Below are 19,861 nucleotides of genomic sequence, written 5' to 3'. Positions count from 1 at the left end.
TCCTAGTGAGAACTGTGTTGCATAGGTTGCATAGGTTGCATAGTAGAATGATCAATCGGCTCTACGTTTTGCGCTTTAGTAATTACAAATTCATCGTTAATAATGCTAAAAGTAAAATTAATATACTGGGCATTTTCAAACTGACTAATATCAATATCTGGCGCTAATACAAAGTCCATTGTGGCGGGTTCTCGATTCCATTTTTCAATGGCTTCTCGGCTAATATTAATAATGCGATTTTGTGTATCTATGGCATTAATAGTGCCGTTAACCGTGGCGCTTTGTGGCTGCATATCCATGTTCATATTAGAGCCTGAACCAGAATCCGAGCTCATACCTGAGCTAATGCTAGAACTAGGCATTTCCATTCGTTTAAAGTCGGAGCTCTTACTTGACTCAGAATCTATTAAAAATTGCGCTGAGGTCACTACCGTGTCACCTGTCGTCACACCTGACAAAATGACTGCTTCATTACTATTAATTTGCCCAACTTCGACTTCTACCGATTTAAAACGACCCTCACCTAATGCAATAACCACACGGTTTTGATGCTGCGTGCGAATTACCGCTTCTTTAGGGACTGTAAATTGCGCTTTACTCGCTTTAGCGTGAATGCTCACTTGTGCAAACATATTTGGTTTTAACCGATGATCTGCATTTTCAAACCTGAGTCTTACACGCAGAGTCCGGTTTTTAGCATCAAGCGCGGGGTAAATGTAATCAACCTTACCTTCCCACTTTTGACCTTTTAAGTAATCAAGCGTCATTGTTACAGGTAAACCAACGCTCACTTGTTCTGATTGGCGCTCGAACACTTCTGCCTCTACCCAGATTTCATCAAGCTGAGCAATACTCATCATTGATGTGCCTGGTTTAACGTAAAAGCCTTCTCGTACTGTTAGCTCATCTACCACACCACTTTGCTTTGCGTAAAAAGTAATGTTTTGCATTATCTTTTTATTTTTTTGTAAGCGCTCGATAAATCCATCAGATACATTTAACGACTCTAAACGCGCCTTTGCAGCGCGAATTAACACGGTATTATTACGATTAACCGCCAATAAAAACTCTTCCTGTGCATTCACCAATTGTGGTGAATACAAAGTATATAAAGGCTCACCGGCTTTAACTTGTGCTCCTTGCGCTTTAACGTACAAGCTTTCAATCCAGCCCTCTACACGCGGATGAATGTGAATAAGTTGGTCTTGGTTATATTGCACATACCCCACAGTATTTATATCGCTGTGAAGTGTTTTAAGCTCTACTTTGGCAGTTCTTACACCCAAGTTATTAATGACTGCAGGCGAAATAGTTACTGCACCTGGTCCATCCTGAGCGTTGCTATCGTTTTCATATACAGGGACTAAATCCATTCCCATTGGCGACAGCCCTGGCGCGTCACGCCTGTAATTACTATCCATAGGGGCTACCCAATATAAGGGCTGTTTTTCAGCACTTTGCTGTTCATGCATCGCCGAGCTGCTAGGTAAAAACTGCATCACTAAGGCGCCAATTAACGCAAATGCGCCCGCACCGACTAAGGCGGCAACAAGTAACTTTAAATTAGTATTCATTATGTAATTCTCCAGTTTTATCGCTCATTACTTGGGGGTCTAAGCTACTTGCATAATAATTAAGGCGAGCGGTAATAATATGCTGATCTACTTGAATATTAAGCGCGTCTATTTTGGCGTTAAGCTCACTAATACGCGCGCGCATCACGTCAGAAAAATCCCCATCGTCGCGCGTATAAGCATTTAGTGTTGCTTGAGATTGCTCTGACATTTGCGGTAATAACGTATTTTGATAAAGCGCATCGCGTTTTTGCAAACGAGCGAGTTGGCTAAACTCCTTAAAGTACATGCCTTTGAGTTTTTGAAGCGCCACCAGCTTTTGTGTTTTAGTAGCTTCTGCACTAGCAATAGCCGATTTAACCTGTTGATCTTGTCTGTTATCAGTAAACAATGGCAAATCAATGCTAAATCCTACTGAAAGTAAATCAGCTCGCGACACCCCCATAGGCGTATCATCTCGGTAACCATAACCCACATTAACGCCCATTTGAGGTTTGTAACTTTGCTTGGCGAGTGCAACTTCGGTTTGCTTTGCGGTGACGGTTTTATCTATCGCAATAATTGCGGGATGCGCCATAAGCAACTGTATTAGTTTATTAAATTCAAGGTTTTCAAAATCAACAAGCCCTGTGGTTTTAGTAAACTCGGTGTTTAAAGGCTGCATAAGCATATTCATAGGTAACCACTGTGCTAAACGGTTTTTAGCACTTTCAAATTGCTGCTCAAGCATAACCAGCTTATCTTCAAGGCGAGTGAGCTCTAATTGCGCACGAATAATATCTTGCTGGCGTGTTTTACCTAAGGTACTTGCGTAGCTTGCTTCGGTAATTTCAATAAGCTGAGTAAATAGCCCTTTATCTTGCTCAATTAAAGCAATACTTCGCTGAGCACGATACGCGTTTAACCACGACTCAATCACAATTGCTTTTACTTGTGCTAAGCGATCGGCGCGCTGCCAAGGATATTGTTGAGCAGACTGAGCTAATGCCTTTTGTTTAAGTGCTAAACTATTCCCTCGGCTAAACTTTTGGCTTAAATCGACTTTAAGTTGCGTCATCCCTTCTTGATCAAACGCATAACCGTTAGTAGGTAAGTTAAGTAAGCCAACCGTTAAAACAGGATCGGGTAAGGTGCCTGCGGCAATACTTTGTGCTATTGCGGCATCTTCTTGGTAGCCACTCGCTTTTAGCCATGGCTCATGCGTTAATGCATAATTAAGCGCTTGCGTTAAGCTAAGCGCTTGCTCATTGCGGGCTTGCTTTAGCGTATCGATATTTAGGTTATTTGAATTGTTTTGCGCATCAACAGCTGTGCTAAAAAACACAACACTACATAATACGGCTTTAATACTTACAGCGTGGTTCATCACCTGCTCCATCTAAAAATAAAAGAAAATCTTAAATTAGGAAGCAAAAAAGGTGTTTAGGAATTACCAATAAACGGGGTTACCGCAATTTTTACATACACCTATCCTGCTATTAAGCAGACATAGGAGGGCGGTAGAGTGAACGAGGTATATTAATTTGTGTAGTAAATACACTTATATTTACTTTTTCAGATTCAAGTAAAGTAACGCTAAATAAAGTATCAACATTAAGCATTGAATTAGCAGCGCAGCCACTGATAGGGCATTTGCAATCATTTTGTGGCGTACTTTCGTCGTCGCAACAATCCATCTGCATCATATTTTCAGACATGCTAGCGACAGCTGTTGTATCACTACTTTGTGTCATTGGCATTTGGGCATGCATTGCTGTTTTCGTTGGCATATGTGGCATTTCGCATACCATAGCTACAGACGCAACTGCCTGACCCACAAAAGTGAGCAGTAAAGTTATCATGAGTAAACTAGAGTAAAAACGTTGCAACATTATGCCTTTTAATAAATTTTAAAATGATTGTAAGATAACCTAACGGCAACCACAAATACTTTAATTATGTAGACTGCGGTTTATCAGGTGTTTTAATTAAGTTACTCGCTATAATTGCAAATATACAATATGCGCTAAAATACCAAAAGCCCTCACCAAATTGGGCATTCATGACAAGTAGCTCACCACTTTTACTATGAGCGTTACCTGCTAGATAAGTCACTATTAATGCAATAACAAATACATCAACCATGCTCCACTTACTTAATGCACAAATAACCAGACCGAGCTTTTGCTTAAACCCATTCAAAGGTAGGCAACAATAAAGCAATTGTAATAGCAGCTTCAAGCTTGGAATAACAATAGAAAACAACCCCACTAAAGCAGCTACAAATAAATTATTATTACTAGCAAGCTCTTTAACTGTGCCTAAAATACTTTGTGTTTTGTTATAGGCGCTAATCTCGCCCTCTAACTTATCAAGCCCTAACATATTCGAGAACATCATTAGCATGCTACGAGTCCGACCATCGCCCTCTTCAGCAAGCATTTCAATGCCCGCTTGCGCTAATTTTGATTTATCTATGTTGCCCTCTATTGTTAATACTGGTTTTGTAATACCAGGAAACAATAAACAAAGAGCAACCACTACACTTATAACCGACAACCAATTACGCATATTTATTCTGCTATTGCCTCAATAATGTCATCACTGTATAAAACAGCATCCAATAAAAAATTAAATATATCGCCAATGTGCAGCTCTGAGTTTATGTTGGCCAAATGGACCATAGCTTCATCTATATTATCTAATTCAAACTCTTTTATAAGCGATAAACAGTTCCCTAAGATGCCGCTCTCTAATAGTAACGCATCAGATATTGCAGCATCTAAAGTAAACTCTTTAACTATATCTTTTAATTCAGCATCTAAAATAGCATCAAGCACCGAGAACAAACCCACCAGATACCCTTGCTCGGTCAACTCTTTATTATTTTGCTCCAATATTAGCGACATAAATTGAGCCCGCGTTAAAGCAAGCTTAGTTAATTCGGTTGGTTTTTCGACCCCCAACTCACTAATTGCTAATACGCGAACAAATTGTCTTATTGTGTCCTCACCTAAATAAATAACCGCTTGTGAAATAGAAGTAATGACTAAATTTGCTTTGCCTGAACGCGCGTTAGCCAGCTTTAAAACCCTCGCTGTTATGGCGACATCTCTGGCCACTCGTTGATGAACTTCTTTAAAGCAAAGTGTTTCTTTTGCTGTAAAACGCAATAGATCAAAAACGGTTAGCTTTGAAGGCTCTACACCTTTATACGTAATCATTTCTGGGCGAGAAAAAAAGAACCCTTGAAATAAATCGCAGCCAGCCAATTTTAATACATTAAATTGTTCATGCGTCTCTATTCGTTCAACAATTATTTTTGCATGTGGATTTGCGCGTTTTATTTTTTTAATGCGCATATTGGTTTTAATAACCGGATCATCTATCTCAATTTTTATGTAATCAACATGTGCTAACAGTGGCTCCCATTTTGGATCGCCATCGTAATCATCAAGTGCAAAAACATAGCCTTCTTTTTTAAGTTCTTGCACACGCTCAGCCACCACAGGAATATTACCCGTGCGCTCCACTATTTCAATAACACTATTTTCTGGCAATAAAAGTTTGGGGAAGTTATCGAGAATAGTTTCTGATGACAAGTTTATAAAAGCTAAATGATGTGCGGTAAGTCTATCTAAACCAACCAACATTAAAGCATTAAAAAATAGGCGGCTTGTCGCATGGACATCAGAAGTGCCTACAGGAAACGCATTATTGGCTGAGTCTCTATAAAGCAATTCGTACGAGAAAACATTCTGGTCTATATCAAAAATAGGTTGCCGCGCAACAAACTGAGTTATTTTTTGTACTTCATCAGGTATGTTCTGTAATTTCACTTGGCTCTAAACCTATAAATAAAAGATGGCAAAACAGCCAATAATATGTGTACTTTAATGCAACACGCATAAGATAAATATAGTCGTCATTGCAAAAATGTTAAAATTACACAACACTAATATAAAATATTAATATAAAAGGTAGAGATTTGACTAACTTTATTCGGTTATTAGTACTGAGCCCTCTGCTATTTGTATTTTTTAGCTATGCCAGCATTAACCCTACTCCCCTCAAATATAATGTTAGCGCGTCAGGGAGTCATTATCCATATTATACAAATGATCCAGAAAAGCCTGGCATATTACCCGAAATTATTGAAAAAGTACTCGATGATGCCAATATTGCAGCTTCTCATATCGGCCTACCTACAAAGCGTATTACCAAATATTTACAAGATGAAATAATCGATTTTGATGTTATTTCATTAGAATGGCTCTCAAAGAGTGAGAGAAATGACCCTCGTTATGTTTTTTCAGAGCCGCTCATTTATGCCACAGAAATGATTGTTACCTTGCCTAAAAATGCCCAGCACTGGCAAAGCGTTGATAGCTTGAAGGGTAAAAATATAGGAACGGTACTAGGTTACTATTACTTTAATGACAACACCTTTGAGCGTGTTGACTTTCCATCCGAAAAAGAACTTATGACAGCTCTATCAAGAAACCGTGTAGAAGCGGCACTAATAGGTAAGTTAACTGCGCTCTATTGGGCAAAGCAGTTAGGGATAAACATTGCCTTTGGCGCACAGCATTCCCATGGTTTTTTAAGAATTCGCTTATTGAGCAAACATAAAGAATTATTGCCCCAAATAAACCTAGCAATTAAAAACCTTCACGCTCAAGGATATATAAAAACTATTGAAGATAAGTATATGAGTAATATACCCACACAAAATTAAGGGACTAATGGCGCAGAGCTCGTGTTTTGGAGTATAATAGCAGCAAATGTTAACTCGACCAGAATCAGAAAGAGCCCCATGAGTATTGAAAAAGCCTTAATCGAACGTAGTAATAATCAATGTGAATTGTGTGCAGCCACCGAGAACTTATCTGTTTATGAAGTACCACCGGTAACTGAAACCCACTCAGATAAATGTATTTACACGTGTCAAACATGTAAAGATCAAATCGAGAATAACAGCGAAATAACGCCTACGCATTGGCACTGTTTAAACGATAGCATGTGGAGCCAAACTCCAGCAGCACAAGTTGTAGCTTACAGAATGCTTTCGCGTTTAGCGCCTGATAATGGCTGGGCACAAGATGCGCTAGACATGATTTACCTTGAAGAAGACACGCTAACGTGGGCTAAAAAAGCACTTGCTGAAGATGACGATTTAAAGCATGTAGATAGCAACGGTGTAGTACTTCAAGCAGGCGATACTGTTACCCTAATTAAAGACTTAGACGTTAAAGGTAGTAGCCTTACAGCTAAACGTGGAACAGCTGTTCGTAATATTGGCCTAACCAGCAACCCTGAACATATTGAAGGGCGAGTTGACGGCCAACGCATTGTTATTTTAACTAAGTTTGTTAAAAAATAATCGTTTGTTTTTAATTATTAAAGGCGCTAATGCGCCTTTTTTTATGTTTAAAATAAGTTAAGGAATGATTAAGTCACTAGGTAATACACTAGGGGGATAATATTGAGTAAGGATAACAAACATGGAAAAGCATCAAGCAGTACATTCACGTAAAAAAGCACTTACAGGACTTAGTTTATTAGCACTGAGCGCTTTTGCTATAACCGGTTGTGATCAACAACCTAAGCCGACTGAAAATACAGAGCAAGCAAAATCAATATCGACTCTAACTACCCAAGTTAGCTACAAAGATCGCAGTATGCTTCGCCCCGGTTCACAGTTAATCGTTACGCTTTCGGATGTATCTAAAATGGATGTAAAAGCAGATATAATAACCCAAGAAGTGATTGATATAACCCAAGCTCCACCATTTACTGTAGAGCTAACTTATGATGCCAGTAAAGTTAACGATAAACACCGCTATAGCCTAAGCGCCAGAATCATAAATAAAGACAAAGTACTTTACACAAGTACAACAAATAACGACCCATTTAGAGAGTCACAGCTAACTGGCCCTTATAAAATTGAGCTTTCAAAAGTATCCGTTGAAAAGCCAGACGTAACGCTTACAAACACGTACTGGAAAGCAATAACAATCAATGCTCAAACAGTAAATGTTACTACTAAAGAACCGTTTATTCAGTTCGATAAAGACTACCGTGTTAATGGCTTTTTAGGCTGTAATAATTTTAGCGGAAGCTATAGTACCGAGCAGCACACAATTACACTTAGTCAATTAGCGAGTACAAAAAAGATGTGTTCGGAGAATATGGACCAAGAGGCAGCTATGTCTAACGTACTTAACAATACTTCAAAGTGGGAAATTACAGGCGAGTCACTGAAACTTAAAAACAACAGCGGTAATACGCTTGCTACTTTTAACGCAGTTTATTTTAATTAATATTTAGCTCCCTAATATATGTGTTACCTAACACATTCGTATTGATTTTAAATAAAATGCCCAGCAAAGCTGGGCATTTTATCATTCATTATAAGCGCTATTTAAAGCTACTCATCAACGAGTTGTTCACTTCTGTAAAAACCACTTGGCTCACTTAACAAATCAACAAGTTCAGGCATTATTGCATCCATTGTTTGCTTTAGCTTCCATGGAGGGTTAATTACAATCATGCCCGATGCTGTCATGCCGTGTACGTCAGTATCCGCTTCAGTGCCTAATTCAAATAACTGAATGTTGCGCATTCCTGAATCAATTAAGCTCTGCTCCATATTATCAATGCGTTCTCTGTCTACTACCGGATACCAAATCATATAAGTACCTGTAGCAAAACGCTGGTGAGCTTTAACTAAGGTTTTTACAACCGTTTCGTAGTCATCTTTAATTTCGTACGGAGGGTCAATTAACACACACGCTCTGCGAGATGCTGGTGGTAATAATCCTACTAAGCCGGTAAAGCCATCTTCTCCGCGCACACGAATAGATCGCTTACCTTGCATATTTTCTTCAAGTAATAATAAATCGCGCGGGTGCAGTTCAAAAAACCAGCCCTTATCTTGGCGGCGCAAGTAATGCTCTGCAATTTTTGGTGAACCTGGATAAAATTCAAGTTCGTCAGTGTCGTTAAATGACTTAATTAATTCAATGTACTCATTAAGCTCAGCATGTTCACTTTTATGTTGCCAAAGTTTTTCAATACCATCTTGATACTCTTGCGTCTTTTGCGCATCAGCAGCTGCCAGTTCAAAAAAGCCAGCACCTGAATGCGTGTCTATATAATCAAGCGGTTTATCTTTAATTGTTTGATAATTTAGTACTTGTGCCAGTACTAAATGTTTAAGTACATCGGCAGGATTACCCGCATGAAATGAGTGTCTGTAACTAAGCATTATTTATTTTCGCCATACGCAATTTAATATCGTAAGTGAACCATAAGCACTAGGCTTTGGCAACTTACACCAAGATAAGAGAGTGTTAAAGTGAACCATTTCTGAATGAAAAAGCTCATATGCTGAATTATCCCTTAACGCAGAAGAAAAATCAGCTAAAACCACCGTAAATGCTGGCAAATCAACACACTTTGCTTTACATTTGCATGACATTAATTACAGTTATATGAGCGCCTTTATGAACAACACTACTCTTCAACAACTCGAACAACTGATCGATTCTTTAATCGAACGTAATAATCAATTACAAACAGATGTTGCTACTTTAAAAGAACAGAACACTAAACTAAGCGATGAAAACGAATTACTACAGCTTGAAGCTTTAGAAAATGAAGAAAAGCAAAAAGATGCCAGCACTACTTTATCTGGTCTTCTTGATAAATTACAAAGCGCACAACAGGCTAGCTAATGTCTGAGCTGCAAAACCAGCGGGTCACTGTTGAGTTGCTAGGTAAAGAGCAGCAATTTGCTTGCCCTGAAGGGCAGGAAGATGCATTAATAGCAGCAGCTAAAAATCTAAATGACTTAGTTGAGCAAATGAAACAACGCTCAACCGTTAGAAACGATCAAAAAGCCCTACTAATGGCAGCATTAAACTTAAGCCACGAATTGCTAGAAGCAAAAACACAGGCTACAGTTGAACAACAGCATCAAGACCAATTGATTGATAAACTCAGTCAGCATTTGGCAAATGACCCCAAACACCAAAAATAAAAAGCGCATACTGCGCTTTTTGTTTATTATTAAAGTAATTAAACCTCAGCGTAGAGATAATAAATGAAGTTAAAACTTTCAAACATAACCTCTTCATGTAAGCACTTACTATTGGCATGCACTTTATTATCAATAGCACCTAGCACCTACGCTGCCGTTACTTGGAATACAATAAACCCTCATGTTCAGTTTTTAAAGCAACAAGACAAGCTTCGCTTTTACGACTCTAACCAAGTATTAATTGAAGGCGAAAAATGTGCCCTACTGGTTGATACGAGTGCCAATTTTGCTGCAGTTGAACAACTTGCTGAAGATTTAAAAAAACGCCTTAAAACACCTTTATGCTATTTGGTTGCCACGCATTACCATGACGATCACTTGCTAGGTATGGCGGTTATGCAAAATTTTTATCCTGATGCCAAGCTCATTGTTCATCAGCAAGTAAACAAAAATTTTAGTCTTTATCAAACAGCATATACCGACAAACTAGACACCTATGAAAAGAGCATTGAGCTGAGCTACCAACGATTAGCGAATGTCCCTAAAGAAGAGCAAGCTAAATGGCGTGATAAGTTAAAGCTTGCAAAAAAGCGACTTTTTCGCTGGCAGGAGTATCAGCTTAGCAAACCCGAAATAGTAATTGATAGTCGTAAAGTTATCGACCTTGGTGATTTTGAGGTAACGCTTGAGCCGCAGCAAGCCCATACTAACGGTGATTTAACTATTACTACTAATAATGGCAGTGTGCTGATTGGTGGCGATATCGTTGACTGGCTTCCTTACCCTGGTCACGGCGAACTTAAAAGTTGGCAAACGTTGCTTAAGCAATATATTAACGACGAAAAGCTCACTATTATTATACCTGGCCACGGCGGCACATTAACAAAAGAGCAGCTGAAACAGCCGCTATCATTTTTAACAGCCATAACGGAGCATGTTAAAAACAATAAAGATCAAAGTATTGAGCAGTTAATGCTATCGTTTCCTGAATCAGTTATTGAGCCTTATAAACAAGAAGCGCTTAATATAAAATCGAGTAACTTTTTTTTACAAGCAGGCCTAAATCGTGTAAAAAGCGCAGAATAACTCAACACAACGGATTGTGTTAAAATAATAAAAGGAATTTACAAAAGTGATCACTATGCGCAGTTTGGTTTTATGTTGTTTGGGTATTTTGTTATTTGGTTGTCAATCAACGGAGCAAGAACCACAAGAAGCTCCACAAATATTTACTCATTTTGAGCCTGACTATACTTATGATATTGACGATGAAGTAGCTCAAACGCCTCAAGTTAAAGAGGCAGTTACGCCACTTCAATTCAAAAAAACAATCGTAAAAAAGCGCCCACCAAAAACCACCGATCTGTGGGTGCATATAGCCAATAATCTACACTTTACGATTTATCAAAATCGCGCTTTAAAAAAGCGTATCAGCTGGTATGCAAAGCAACCTAACTACTTACAAACAGTGAGCAAACGCGCAGCGCCTTACCTGTATCACATCGTAAAAAAAATTGAGCAAAAGCAATTACCTATGGAGCTCGCATTACTACCATTTGTAGAAAGCGATTTTAGACCAACAATAGCCTCATCACAGCAAGCTGTTGGTGTTTGGCAGTTAGTTGGCGCAACGGCGCATCACTTTGGTGTTAAGTCAGACCAATGGTATGACGGGCGCCAAGACGTCCTTGCTTCAACCGATGCTGCACTTGATTACTTAAGTTACTTACATAAACGCTTTGATGGTAATTGGCTACATGCTTTGGCCGCTTATAATAGTGGTGAAGGCCGTGTTAAACGTGCAATCGAAAAAAACAAAAAACGCGGTAAAAGCACCGATTACTGGTCGCTCAGTCTGCCAAAAGAAACCGCTGACTATGTACCTAAGTTACTCGCTTTAAGCTATTTAGTTAAACACCCACAAAAGGGTATAAAACGCCCAAAGCTTGCATATAAGCCATTTACAACACAGATGAACATAGGTCAGCAGTTCGACTTTTCAGTCATTGCCAAGCTCTCTGGTATAGGTTCAAAGCAGTTACATGCTATTAATCAGGGATATTTAAAAAATCAAAGCTCACCTAACGGGCCGCACACTTTACTGCTGCCTATAGGACAAGAAGCATTATTAAAAAGTCAGTTCTTCAAATCAAATTTTGCTGGAGAGTACATCGTTAAACAAAACGATACGCTTTACAGTATCGCCAGGCGTTTTAGTATGTCTGTAAAAGCTTTAAAACAACTTAATAATAAAAATAATAATTTAATAGGTGTTGGAGAAAAATTATTAGTTGGACAACCTAAAACCCTGCCAAGCACATTAACTGTTGATTACAAAATCAGCCCTTATTTAGAACACCAAGAGATTGCGATCCCCACCATTGAAATAGATTACGAAGTTAAGTCAGGCGATAGCCTTTGGAGTATAAGTCAGCTTTATGATGTACCTCATAGCGACTTGGCAAAATGGAACAAACTCTCTGCATCAAGTATTTTAAAGCCTGGCACTCAATTAGTACTGTTTATACCACAGGCTGAAAAGCAAAAAGCAGCCCCAATAAAAAAAGATTTACTGCTAGATTTACAAAAAACACTAAATCAGCCACGTTAAGTTTATAAACAAGTATATTTCGCGTAAAATTGCGCCCTAACATAGTTATTATTTGAAGAGACAAGCATGCAAATTAGCAAAAATTCAGCAGTTGAATTTCATTACACCCTTAGCGAAGCGGGCGAGCAAATTGAAAGTAGCACAAACGAAGCGCCACTTACTTACATTCATGGCAGCGAAGGCATGCTTCCTGGTTTAGAAAAAGCACTTGAAGGCAAAGAAGCTGGCGAAAAATTTAGTGTAACTCTAGAGCCAAGTGAATCGTACGGCGAGCGTGTTGATGATTTAATTCAACGTATTCCGCTTAAGCATCTACAAGGCGACGTTAAAGTATGGAAACCAGGTATGACAGCAATGGTTAGCTCTAACCAAGGTCGTCATCAGGTTACTATTGTTAAGGTTGGTCGTTTTAACGCAGATTGTGATTTAAACCACCCATTTGCGGGCAAAACACTAACGTTTGACGTTGAAGTTGTATCTGTACGTGAAGCGACGAGTGAAGAAGTTTCTCACGGACATGTGCACGCTGAAGGCGGCTGCGGTCACTCTCACTAGTTAGCAATAAAGGAAGTAAGTATGTCTAAAGTTGCAGTAGTTACAGGTGGTACAAAAGGAATTGGTCTAGCCGTTGTAAAGCGTTTGCTAAGTAATGGCTATAAAGTACATAACCTTGATGTAGAGCCAAGCGAAACTGGTATATTTCATCAGTGTGATGTAAGTGATGTACCGGCGGTACAAAGCTGCATCAACGCTATCTGTGAACAAAGTAAACGTATTGATGTACTTGTTTCTAATGCTGGAAAACACTTAAGCGCAAATATAGAAAGCACCGACGAGCAAACTCTCGATGCACTTTTTGCGCTTAATGTTAAAGGCGCCTATGCCGCAGTACAAAGCGTATTGCCAAGCATGAAAGCGCAAAATAGCGGCGCTATTATATTAGTCGCATCCGATCAAGCAATTATAGGTAAGCAAAACTCTTTTGCGTATAACCTAACAAAACATGCCCTTGCCTCAATGGCCAAAACAACGGCGCTTGATTACGCGAGCTTTAATATTAGAGTAAATGCGGTATGCCCTGGCACAATAGAAACCCCGCTATTTCATAACGCGATAGATGCGTACTGCGCAAAAAGTGGCGCAAACAAAGCTGAAATAGTTGCCGAGGAAGCAAGTCTTCAACCGCTTAACCGATTAGGTCAAGCCGATGAGGTTGCTGCCCTTGTGAGCTTTTTAGCAAGTGACGATGCCAGCTTTATTACTGGCAGCCTACAAAGTATTGACGGTGGTTACACTGCCCAATGAGCATGCAAATTATTGACCCTCATGTGCATTTTTTTAATCTTGCCGAGGGGCAATATACTTGGCTACAAGGCGAAAACCCACCAGCATGGCCTAACCTAGAAAAAATCAAACAACCAATAAGTGCAGAGCAACTTGTTAAAAGTACTGATTTTGAACTTGCGGGTATTGTGCACATTGAGGCTGGGTTTGATAATCAATCACCTATAAACGAGTTAAACTGGCTAAGCTCGCATTTAAAAAACCTTTCATTTAAGGCTATTAGTTACAACCAAATTGATGCGCCCGCAGAGCAATTTAATCACGCGCTAAATGCACTGGCTCATTCAAGCCTTTGTGGTATAAGAGATATAACCGAAGAAGGTGATGCAGTGAGACTAAAAAGCCCTCATTGTATTAATAACCTTAATTTATTGGCTACAAATAAACTGCATTTTGAAGCTCAATTTGATATTGAAAATAGCGAAATAACCAATCAAATAGCTTACTACGCTAAGCAGCTACCGCAGCTTCAAATTATAATTAATCATGCAGGACTGCCAAGTAATTTAAATGACTGGCAACAAGGTGCTGAGTTACTTGCTCAGCACGACAACATAGCAATTAAATTCTCTGGTTTTGAATTACTACAACTTACCAGTGAGCAACAAGCAGCGTGTTTTAATATTCTTTTTAATCACTTTGGCCAGCAGCGTATTATGTTTGCAAGCAACTTTCCTGTGTGCCAAATAAATACAAGCTACAACACTCTATGGCACTGCCATAAGGCGTTATGCTCAAACGATAAGACATGGCATAACCTTAGCTATGCAAACGCTAAGCACTACTACCAAGTTTAAGTAAAACTAGTTATATTAAACTCTCTTTTTATAATAATACGGCCAATTTATGAAAATGTACTTTTTACTAATCGTTGTATTTTCTGCGTTTTTTCTCAATGGCTGCATATCTCAAAATCCAGATCCGACACCTAAGCTGCAACATGCTCTACTGTCAAAGCCAAATAAAACAGCCGTTAGCAAAGCAATTAAAACACTTGTACATATACAAGAAACTCAATTAGCTGATAATGTATTTACTACCAGCAGCACAGTAACCCTTAGCAATGTGGATGGTAATAATATTATCGACACGCAAAGTCGCAATACACCCGATCAGTTTGAATTGATGATTAAAGGCAAGCAATGCTATATACGCCACCTTGATAGTAAAGCCACTATCGAGCTTAAAGACGTAGAATGTAGAATTAACGAGTTATAACAAGCTAAAACTTTACCAAACAAGTAAAAGCCGGTAAGTTACCAATCACTTACCGGCTTTTTAATGCATGACCTAAAGTTAGGTTAAAAGACTATTATTTTATTTCTACGCGTTGAGAACGCATAACAATCTCATCATTTAATTCAATACCCAACCCTGGCTCTTCTGACACTTCAAAGAAACCATTTTTAGGTTGTGGGTCTTGTAAACATAACTCGCGGTTCCACTTTTTAATCGCATAAGTGTGGTGCTCATGAATCAAAAAGTTAGGGATAGCCGTTTCTAAGTGCAGTGATGCTGCTGTTGCAACAGGCCCGCCACATACGTGAGCTTGAATACGCACATCAAAGATATCTGCGTAATCACACACTTTTTTGGTTTCGGTAAAACCACCACATAAACCAATATCAGGTTGCAGAACATCAATACTTTGATCTTCTAAATACGGGCGCACACCCCAACGATTATACAAACGTTCACCACCAGCAATTGGCACATTAACTTTATCTGCTACTTTTGCATGTAATGAATGGTTTAAATAGTTAACTGGCTCTTCAAAGTACATACAGTCAAATTCTTCTGCAATTTCACCCAACTGAATGGCTGTTGTCACGCCTGGTAAACTGTGGCATTCAAAAATAATGTCTACTTCGTCGCCTACTGCTTCGCGAATAGCTTGCATGCGCGCACGGTATAGCTTCATTTCAGTACGTGAAATTATTTTTGTACGGTCATAATAAGTATTACCGTCTTTATCGTACTGAATTGGATCTACTTTTACTGCATCGTAACCTTCGGCCATCGCCTTTAAAGCCGCTTCTGCATATTCTTGCGGTTGTACTAGCGCTTTAAATTCGCTATCCCAGTCAAACTGTAATTGCGATGCGTAAGTGCGTAGTTTGTCGTTAACTTTACCGCCTAATAACTGGTATACAGGTAAACCAAGCGCTTTACCTTTTATATCCCAAAGTGCGGTATCAATTGCGCTCATTGCAGCATATACAACAGGTCCGCCGCCTAAACCCCAAAAGCTTTCACGTAACATACGTGACCATAGTTTTTCTGTTTGAAATGGGTCGTGGCCGATTAAAAAGGCGTCGGCCATTTCTTTAATCATAGCCGCTGCAGCACTGTGACCTAAATCGTATGCAAGGCCGGCTTCGCCAACACCACTAATACCTTCGTCAGTATGAATTCGTACAAACACAGGTGTCCAAGAAGGTCTATCAGGACAGTGAATATCAAATACTTCAACGCGATTTACTTTCATTAAAATTCCTTATTAACCGCTATGGGTTATTTTGCAAAACTAGGGTCAAGTCGATACGCTTTTCGTAACATTGCAGGCCACGCAAGTTGCCCGCCGGTGCTGCCACTGTGTACTACGTTTGCTTGATTATAAATATTGTCGATTATAGGTTGCGGTACTTCAATCACCTCTTGCGAGCTTGATTGTAGCGCTAGTTGAATTTCACACGCTCGCTGTAAATCATAAAAGCGCATAAACGCATCGCCTACCGTTGGGCCTACTGTTAAGCCACCGTGATTTACCAATAACATATGGTTAGTGCTGCCCAAATCATCTTGCAGCACTTTTCGCTCGTCGTCGTTTACTGCAAGCCCTTCGTAGCCATGATAAGAAAGCGATGGCAGTGAAAACATTGAATATTGGCTAAGCGGTAATAAACCATTTTTTTGTGTAGCGACTGCGATTGTTTCTTTAGTATGAAGGTGAATAACACAATGAGCGTCTTCGCGTACCTCGTGAATCGCACTGTGAATAGTAAAACCAGCTGGATTAATACTAAATGGCGTATCGTCAATAATGTTACCGTCTAAGTCGACCTTTACTAAATTAGAGGCAGTTACTTCATCAAAGGTTAAACCAAACGCATTCACTAAGTAGTGGTCGGTGCCAGGCAAACGTGCTGATAAATGCGTATAGATTAAATCCCCCCAACGAAAGTGCTCTACCAGTCTATAACACGCGGCTAAATCAACACGAAGTTGCCACTCTTGTGCTGATACTTTATTTTTTAAATCGAGTTGGGGTAAATCAAACATAATAAGCCTTTTAAAAACGTACATTATTAACCTGTACGAACAGATGTTTAGAAGTCTAAAGCAGTCTCTATTTTATAGCAAACACCAAACAAAACAGCCACACTATTGTGTGGCTGTTTATAAAACTAAAATACCAATTGCATTAAAATGGTATGACTGCGTAAATTATTTTACGTTAGCTAGGTAATCTGCAATTGCTTCAAACTCTTCATCAGTTACCGTTGCAACCATTGCTTTCATTGCCATGGTCATACCGTTATTACGTGCACCTGACTTAATATCTTTCATTTGCGCTACTAAATAGTCTTTGTTTTGACCGTTTAGTTTAGGGTACATACCCATAATTGGTGCTTTACCTTCAGCGCCATGACAAGTTTGACAATTTTTAGCGGTATAAAGTGCAGCGCCATCGGCAGCAGCTGCATTAAACGAGAAGCTTGCGGCTAAAGTAATACCCGCGCCTAATAGTAGTGTTTTCATCTTGCTCATTGTATTTACTCTTCTTTTTTGACGGTTAGAAAAACTGTTCTATTGATTGTAGTAAACAATCAAATAAAAAGCATACGTACGAAACGACGCTAGACGATCAACTTAACCAAAAACCGCTAACTCGTTTCTGTCTCACTTTTATATACTTTAGCAAATAAAAATGAGCTTACCCTTAATAACTTATTACCACACTATATCATCTGGTACTTCAAAGTCTGCGTACGGGTCATCTTCATCTTTTGGTTTGTTTTCTGGCTCTACATGAAAAACAATATACTTTTCGTCAACTTCAGCCACTTTGCGTGCTGGTTCGTCGTCTAATACGTAAAACTGCCCTTCTAGTACACAAATAGCTAAACGACCGCCCGATAACGCTTTTTGCGTTTTCTCGTTCACGTCGATATTTTTTACTTTATTTTGATAAGTAAAATTAAATGTGCGCTCACCACGAATAGCGTCTTGGTTGTGGTGCTCTAAAATTTGTTTAACACGCGCTTCTTGTTCGCGCTGCTTTAAGCTCACTTGGCGTGTTTGGTTAAGCTCTTCAGCTTTTTTTTGCTGCTCTAGCTTGGTTTGTTGAATATGCTTTTGCAGATCACTTGGGTTGCTAGTAGCCCCTTTCTTTTGCTTTTTTTGTTGCTTACGCTTTTCTGATTTAGCAACTTTAGCATTATGCGATGTTGTTAATCCTGCTTGAAGCAATTGGTCTTGTAATGAACCCATGACTTTGTTCCACTAAAAACTAATATTATCGCTATTTTAATCACCAACGAGTTCAAATAACAGCGCTATCGACATTAATCTAGCAAACTAGTTAAAACAAACCATGATATAGCGCAATGGCTATGGTTTTAATTATGAATTAAAAGCAATTTTTAATACAATACCAGACAACCAATCAGCAAATGCACAAGCCATATAATGCGTTTACCTCATCTACTCGTTTGCTCGGTATTTATATTTTTTGTGCTTTATGCACCGCAACCCCTACTTAGCCTTTTTGCGAGCGAATTTAATGTAGCACCTGCGGTAGCTGGCAGCTTAATGACTGCAACTATGCTGCCCTTAGCCATTGCCCCGCTCGTGTATGGTTTATTTTTAGCAAAAATAAATCCACTACTCATACTACGTATTGCAATGGTACTTTTAGGCCTTAGCTGCTTACTTTTTATTTATGTACCTAGCTTTGAGCTTTTATTATTAGTCAGATTTTTACAAGGTTTAACGCTCCCCGCAGCTTTAACAGCAATGACTAGCTATATAGGCATGAGTTATAGCGCCGATACTCTTCAAAAAAATATGACCCTATATATTGGTAGCAGTATAGTTGGTGGTTACTTTGGACGTGTGCTTGCCGCTTTGTTTAGCGACTTATGGAATTGGCAGAGCTTTTATTACGTAATTGCTTTTATGCTTATTTGCTTAGCTTTGACAATTAAGCATTCTCGCTTTACAAACCCAGCTACACAGTCGCAACTCTCCCCTCTGGATTACATTAAACAACTTAAAGAAGGCGCTGTACTTAAAGTTTACGGCGCCGTTTTTTGTATGTTCTTTTGTTTCGCTGCACTACTTAATTACTTACCGTTTATATTACAAAACACGTTTTTAATTACCAATACTCGTGACATAGGTTTAGTTTACAGTGGTTATTTAATTGGTGCCCTCGCCTCTATTACTGCACCTTGGTTACTTAAAAAAGTCCCTTCGCCTTGGCATTTATTAACTGCGGTATTTAGTTTTTATAGTGTGAGTATTATTTTATTAATGAGCCATCAGCTTAGCTTATTTTTAATCGCATTTACTTTGTTTTGTGGTGCTATGTTTGTGATTCATTCAACTGCCGCACCGCTCGTTAATAAAATCAGTAAAGCCCCACCAAGTGTAACCAATGGCGGATATGTATCGTTTTATTACAGTGGCGGTGCATTGGGGTCGTTATTACCCGGTGTGGTATACCAACATCATGGGCAAACAGCGTTTATGTTTACGCTGCTCGCGGTTTGTTTATGCGGTTTATCGTTAATTATGTGGGCTTATTTTGAGGGTAAAAATACAACGCGCGGTTGATGCTTTGTGTGATTAAAAAATATTTCTAAGTCAGCTTTACTAAGCAACCATGTTTGGGTGTTTTCAAACGGATGACAATGAAACAAATCACCGTGCCAAATATCTTGGTCAACCCATAAGCTCACTTCGTTTTGCTTATCATTTAAAAGAGCCAGCATAGATACACACCCAGGAGCCACTTTTAAATACGTTGCTAAGCGTTCACTCGATGCAAACCCTAAACGTGAAAGCCCTTGTTGCTTTGATAATGCCTTTAAATCGAGTTGCTTATTGTGCGCTGTAATAACTAAAAAGTGTCGCTTGCCTTCGTTATCGCGTAAAAATAGGTTTTTAAGACGAGTACCTGGGCGCTTAATCATATACTCATCTGCTGCTAAGCTAGTATGTAGCGGCGGATGCTCTATTACATCATAGTTAATATCTAGGTGCGCCAAAAGCTCTGCTAACTTAGTTTTATCAGCCAACATA

At 39.1% G+C, this 19,861-nt stretch carries 23 protein-coding genes; 12 read left to right on the top strand and 11 right to left on the bottom strand.

Annotated features, from left to right (window positions below):
• Nucleotides 1–2 precede the first annotated feature (2 nt).
• From QMA08_RS11710 to QMA08_RS11690, 5 genes are all read right to left on the bottom strand, one after another.
• Nucleotides 3–1,574, bottom strand: a complete 1,572-nt coding sequence (locus QMA08_RS11710; RefSeq protein WP_290174565.1) for an efflux RND transporter periplasmic adaptor subunit — start codon at nucleotides 1,572–1,574, stop codon at nucleotides 3–5.
• Nucleotides 1,564–2,940, bottom strand: a complete 1,377-nt coding sequence (locus QMA08_RS11705; protein ID WP_290174564.1) for a TolC family protein — start codon at nucleotides 2,938–2,940, stop codon at nucleotides 1,564–1,566. Before QMA08_RS11705 ends, QMA08_RS11710 begins: the two co-directional genes overlap by 11 nt.
• A gap of 112 nt (nucleotides 2,941–3,052) precedes the next feature.
• Nucleotides 3,053–3,415 carry a hypothetical protein gene (locus tag QMA08_RS11700; protein ID WP_307734244.1) on the bottom strand — a complete coding sequence of 121 codons (363 nt, stop codon included), beginning with the start codon at nucleotides 3,413–3,415 and terminating at the stop codon, nucleotides 3,053–3,055.
• A 94-nt stretch (nucleotides 3,416–3,509) separates the two neighbouring features.
• Complete coding sequence (locus QMA08_RS11695; protein WP_290174563.1) at nucleotides 3,510–4,124, bottom strand: paraquat-inducible protein A; 615 nt, start codon at nucleotides 4,122–4,124, stop codon at nucleotides 3,510–3,512.
• 2 nt (nucleotides 4,125–4,126) lie between these two features.
• Complete coding sequence (locus tag QMA08_RS11690; protein WP_290174562.1) at nucleotides 4,127–5,392, bottom strand: HDOD domain-containing protein; 1,266 nt, start codon at nucleotides 5,390–5,392, stop codon at nucleotides 4,127–4,129.
• Between the two features lie 149 nt (nucleotides 5,393–5,541).
• On the opposite strand from QMA08_RS11690, the gene QMA08_RS11685 reads away from it, so the two are divergent.
• From QMA08_RS11685 to QMA08_RS11675, 3 genes are all read left to right on the top strand, one after another.
• Nucleotides 5,542–6,291 carry a transporter substrate-binding domain-containing protein gene (locus QMA08_RS11685; RefSeq protein ID WP_290174561.1) on the top strand — a complete coding sequence of 250 codons (750 nt, stop codon included), beginning with the start codon at nucleotides 5,542–5,544 and terminating at the stop codon, nucleotides 6,289–6,291.
• 78 nt (nucleotides 6,292–6,369) lie between these two features.
• Nucleotides 6,370–6,936 (top strand): alkylphosphonate utilization protein, encoded by a 567-nt coding sequence (locus tag QMA08_RS11680; RefSeq protein WP_290174560.1) that lies wholly within the window; start codon nucleotides 6,370–6,372, stop codon nucleotides 6,934–6,936.
• 121 nt (nucleotides 6,937–7,057) lie between these two features.
• Complete coding sequence (locus QMA08_RS11675; protein ID WP_002957853.1) at nucleotides 7,058–7,876, top strand: META domain-containing protein; 819 nt, start codon at nucleotides 7,058–7,060, stop codon at nucleotides 7,874–7,876.
• 107 nt (nucleotides 7,877–7,983) lie between these two features.
• On the opposite strand, the gene rlmJ is transcribed toward QMA08_RS11675, so the two are convergent.
• The gene (gene rlmJ, locus QMA08_RS11670) at nucleotides 7,984–8,823 is read right to left on the bottom strand and encodes a 23S rRNA (adenine(2030)-N(6))-methyltransferase RlmJ (RefSeq protein WP_149603285.1); all 840 of its coding nucleotides are present in this window, start codon (nucleotides 8,821–8,823) and stop codon (nucleotides 7,984–7,986) included.
• A 238-nt stretch (nucleotides 8,824–9,061) separates the two neighbouring features.
• Here rlmJ and zapB point away from each other — a divergent pair, with 238 nt between their 5' ends.
• From zapB to QMA08_RS11630, 8 genes are all read left to right on the top strand, one after another.
• Nucleotides 9,062–9,292, top strand: coding sequence for a cell division protein ZapB (gene zapB / locus QMA08_RS11665; RefSeq protein WP_002957855.1), 231 nt, complete (start codon nucleotides 9,062–9,064; stop codon nucleotides 9,290–9,292).
• The gene (locus QMA08_RS11660) at nucleotides 9,292–9,597 is read left to right on the top strand and encodes a cell division protein ZapA (RefSeq protein ID WP_002957856.1); all 306 of its coding nucleotides are present in this window, start codon (nucleotides 9,292–9,294) and stop codon (nucleotides 9,595–9,597) included. Before zapB ends, QMA08_RS11660 begins: the two co-directional genes overlap by 1 nt.
• A 63-nt stretch (nucleotides 9,598–9,660) precedes the next feature.
• Nucleotides 9,661–10,683: an MBL fold metallo-hydrolase gene (locus QMA08_RS11655; RefSeq protein ID WP_290174559.1), complete on the top strand. Its 1,023-nt coding sequence runs from the start codon at nucleotides 9,661–9,663 to the stop codon at nucleotides 10,681–10,683.
• Nucleotides 10,684–10,738: 55 nt separating this feature from the next.
• Complete coding sequence (locus QMA08_RS11650) at nucleotides 10,739–12,208, top strand: LysM peptidoglycan-binding domain-containing protein (RefSeq protein ID WP_272451110.1); 1,470 nt, start codon at nucleotides 10,739–10,741, stop codon at nucleotides 12,206–12,208.
• A gap of 66 nt (nucleotides 12,209–12,274) precedes the next feature.
• Nucleotides 12,275–12,763: a peptidylprolyl isomerase gene (locus QMA08_RS11645; RefSeq protein WP_002957860.1), complete on the top strand. Its 489-nt coding sequence runs from the start codon at nucleotides 12,275–12,277 to the stop codon at nucleotides 12,761–12,763.
• 21 nt (nucleotides 12,764–12,784) lie between these two features.
• Entirely contained in the window at nucleotides 12,785–13,513 is a 729-nt protein-coding gene (locus QMA08_RS11640; protein WP_290174558.1) for an SDR family oxidoreductase, read from the top strand.
• Complete coding sequence (locus QMA08_RS11635; RefSeq protein ID WP_290174557.1) at nucleotides 13,510–14,349, top strand: amidohydrolase family protein; 840 nt, start codon at nucleotides 13,510–13,512, stop codon at nucleotides 14,347–14,349. The genes QMA08_RS11640 and QMA08_RS11635 overlap by 4 nt, the downstream gene beginning before the upstream one ends.
• Before the next feature lie 49 nt (nucleotides 14,350–14,398).
• Nucleotides 14,399–14,770, top strand: a complete 372-nt coding sequence (locus tag QMA08_RS11630) for a hypothetical protein (RefSeq protein ID WP_039489041.1) — start codon at nucleotides 14,399–14,401, stop codon at nucleotides 14,768–14,770.
• A 94-nt stretch (nucleotides 14,771–14,864) separates the two neighbouring features.
• On the opposite strand, the gene QMA08_RS11625 is transcribed toward QMA08_RS11630, so the two are convergent.
• The 4 genes from QMA08_RS11625 to QMA08_RS11610 all read right to left on the bottom strand — a co-directional run bounded on the left by QMA08_RS11625 (nucleotide 14,865) and on the right by QMA08_RS11610 (nucleotide 18,046).
• Nucleotides 14,865–16,040, bottom strand: coding sequence for a mandelate racemase/muconate lactonizing enzyme family protein (locus QMA08_RS11625; RefSeq protein ID WP_007375956.1), 1,176 nt, complete (start codon nucleotides 16,038–16,040; stop codon nucleotides 14,865–14,867).
• A gap of 26 nt (nucleotides 16,041–16,066) precedes the next feature.
• Complete coding sequence (locus tag QMA08_RS11620; RefSeq protein WP_010554363.1) at nucleotides 16,067–16,834, bottom strand: class II aldolase/adducin family protein; 768 nt, start codon at nucleotides 16,832–16,834, stop codon at nucleotides 16,067–16,069.
• A 165-nt stretch (nucleotides 16,835–16,999) separates the two neighbouring features.
• Nucleotides 17,000–17,323: a c-type cytochrome gene (locus QMA08_RS11615; RefSeq protein WP_002957866.1), complete on the bottom strand. Its 324-nt coding sequence runs from the start codon at nucleotides 17,321–17,323 to the stop codon at nucleotides 17,000–17,002.
• Between the two features lie 183 nt (nucleotides 17,324–17,506).
• A complete protein-coding gene (locus QMA08_RS11610; protein ID WP_002957867.1) occupies nucleotides 17,507–18,046 on the bottom strand; it encodes a DUF2058 domain-containing protein in 540 nt (179 codons plus the stop codon).
• 198 nt (nucleotides 18,047–18,244) lie between these two features.
• On the opposite strand from QMA08_RS11610, the gene QMA08_RS11605 reads away from it, so the two are divergent.
• Nucleotides 18,245–19,393: an MFS transporter gene (locus QMA08_RS11605; protein ID WP_290174556.1), complete on the top strand. Its 1,149-nt coding sequence runs from the start codon at nucleotides 18,245–18,247 to the stop codon at nucleotides 19,391–19,393.
• Here the strand turns inward: QMA08_RS11605 and QMA08_RS11600 are convergent.
• A complete protein-coding gene (locus QMA08_RS11600; protein WP_290174555.1) occupies nucleotides 19,360–19,860 on the bottom strand; it encodes a prolyl-tRNA synthetase associated domain-containing protein in 501 nt (166 codons plus the stop codon). The two genes, QMA08_RS11605 and QMA08_RS11600, sit on opposite strands and share 34 nt — an antisense overlap.
• Nucleotide 19,861: the final 1 nt, after the last annotated feature.

Source organism: Pseudoalteromonas sp. APC 3355 (assembly GCF_030407615.1).
Classification (GTDB): domain Bacteria; phylum Pseudomonadota; class Gammaproteobacteria; order Enterobacterales; family Alteromonadaceae; genus Pseudoalteromonas; species Pseudoalteromonas distincta.
This window is presented reverse-complemented; position numbering and strand designations above follow the sequence as displayed.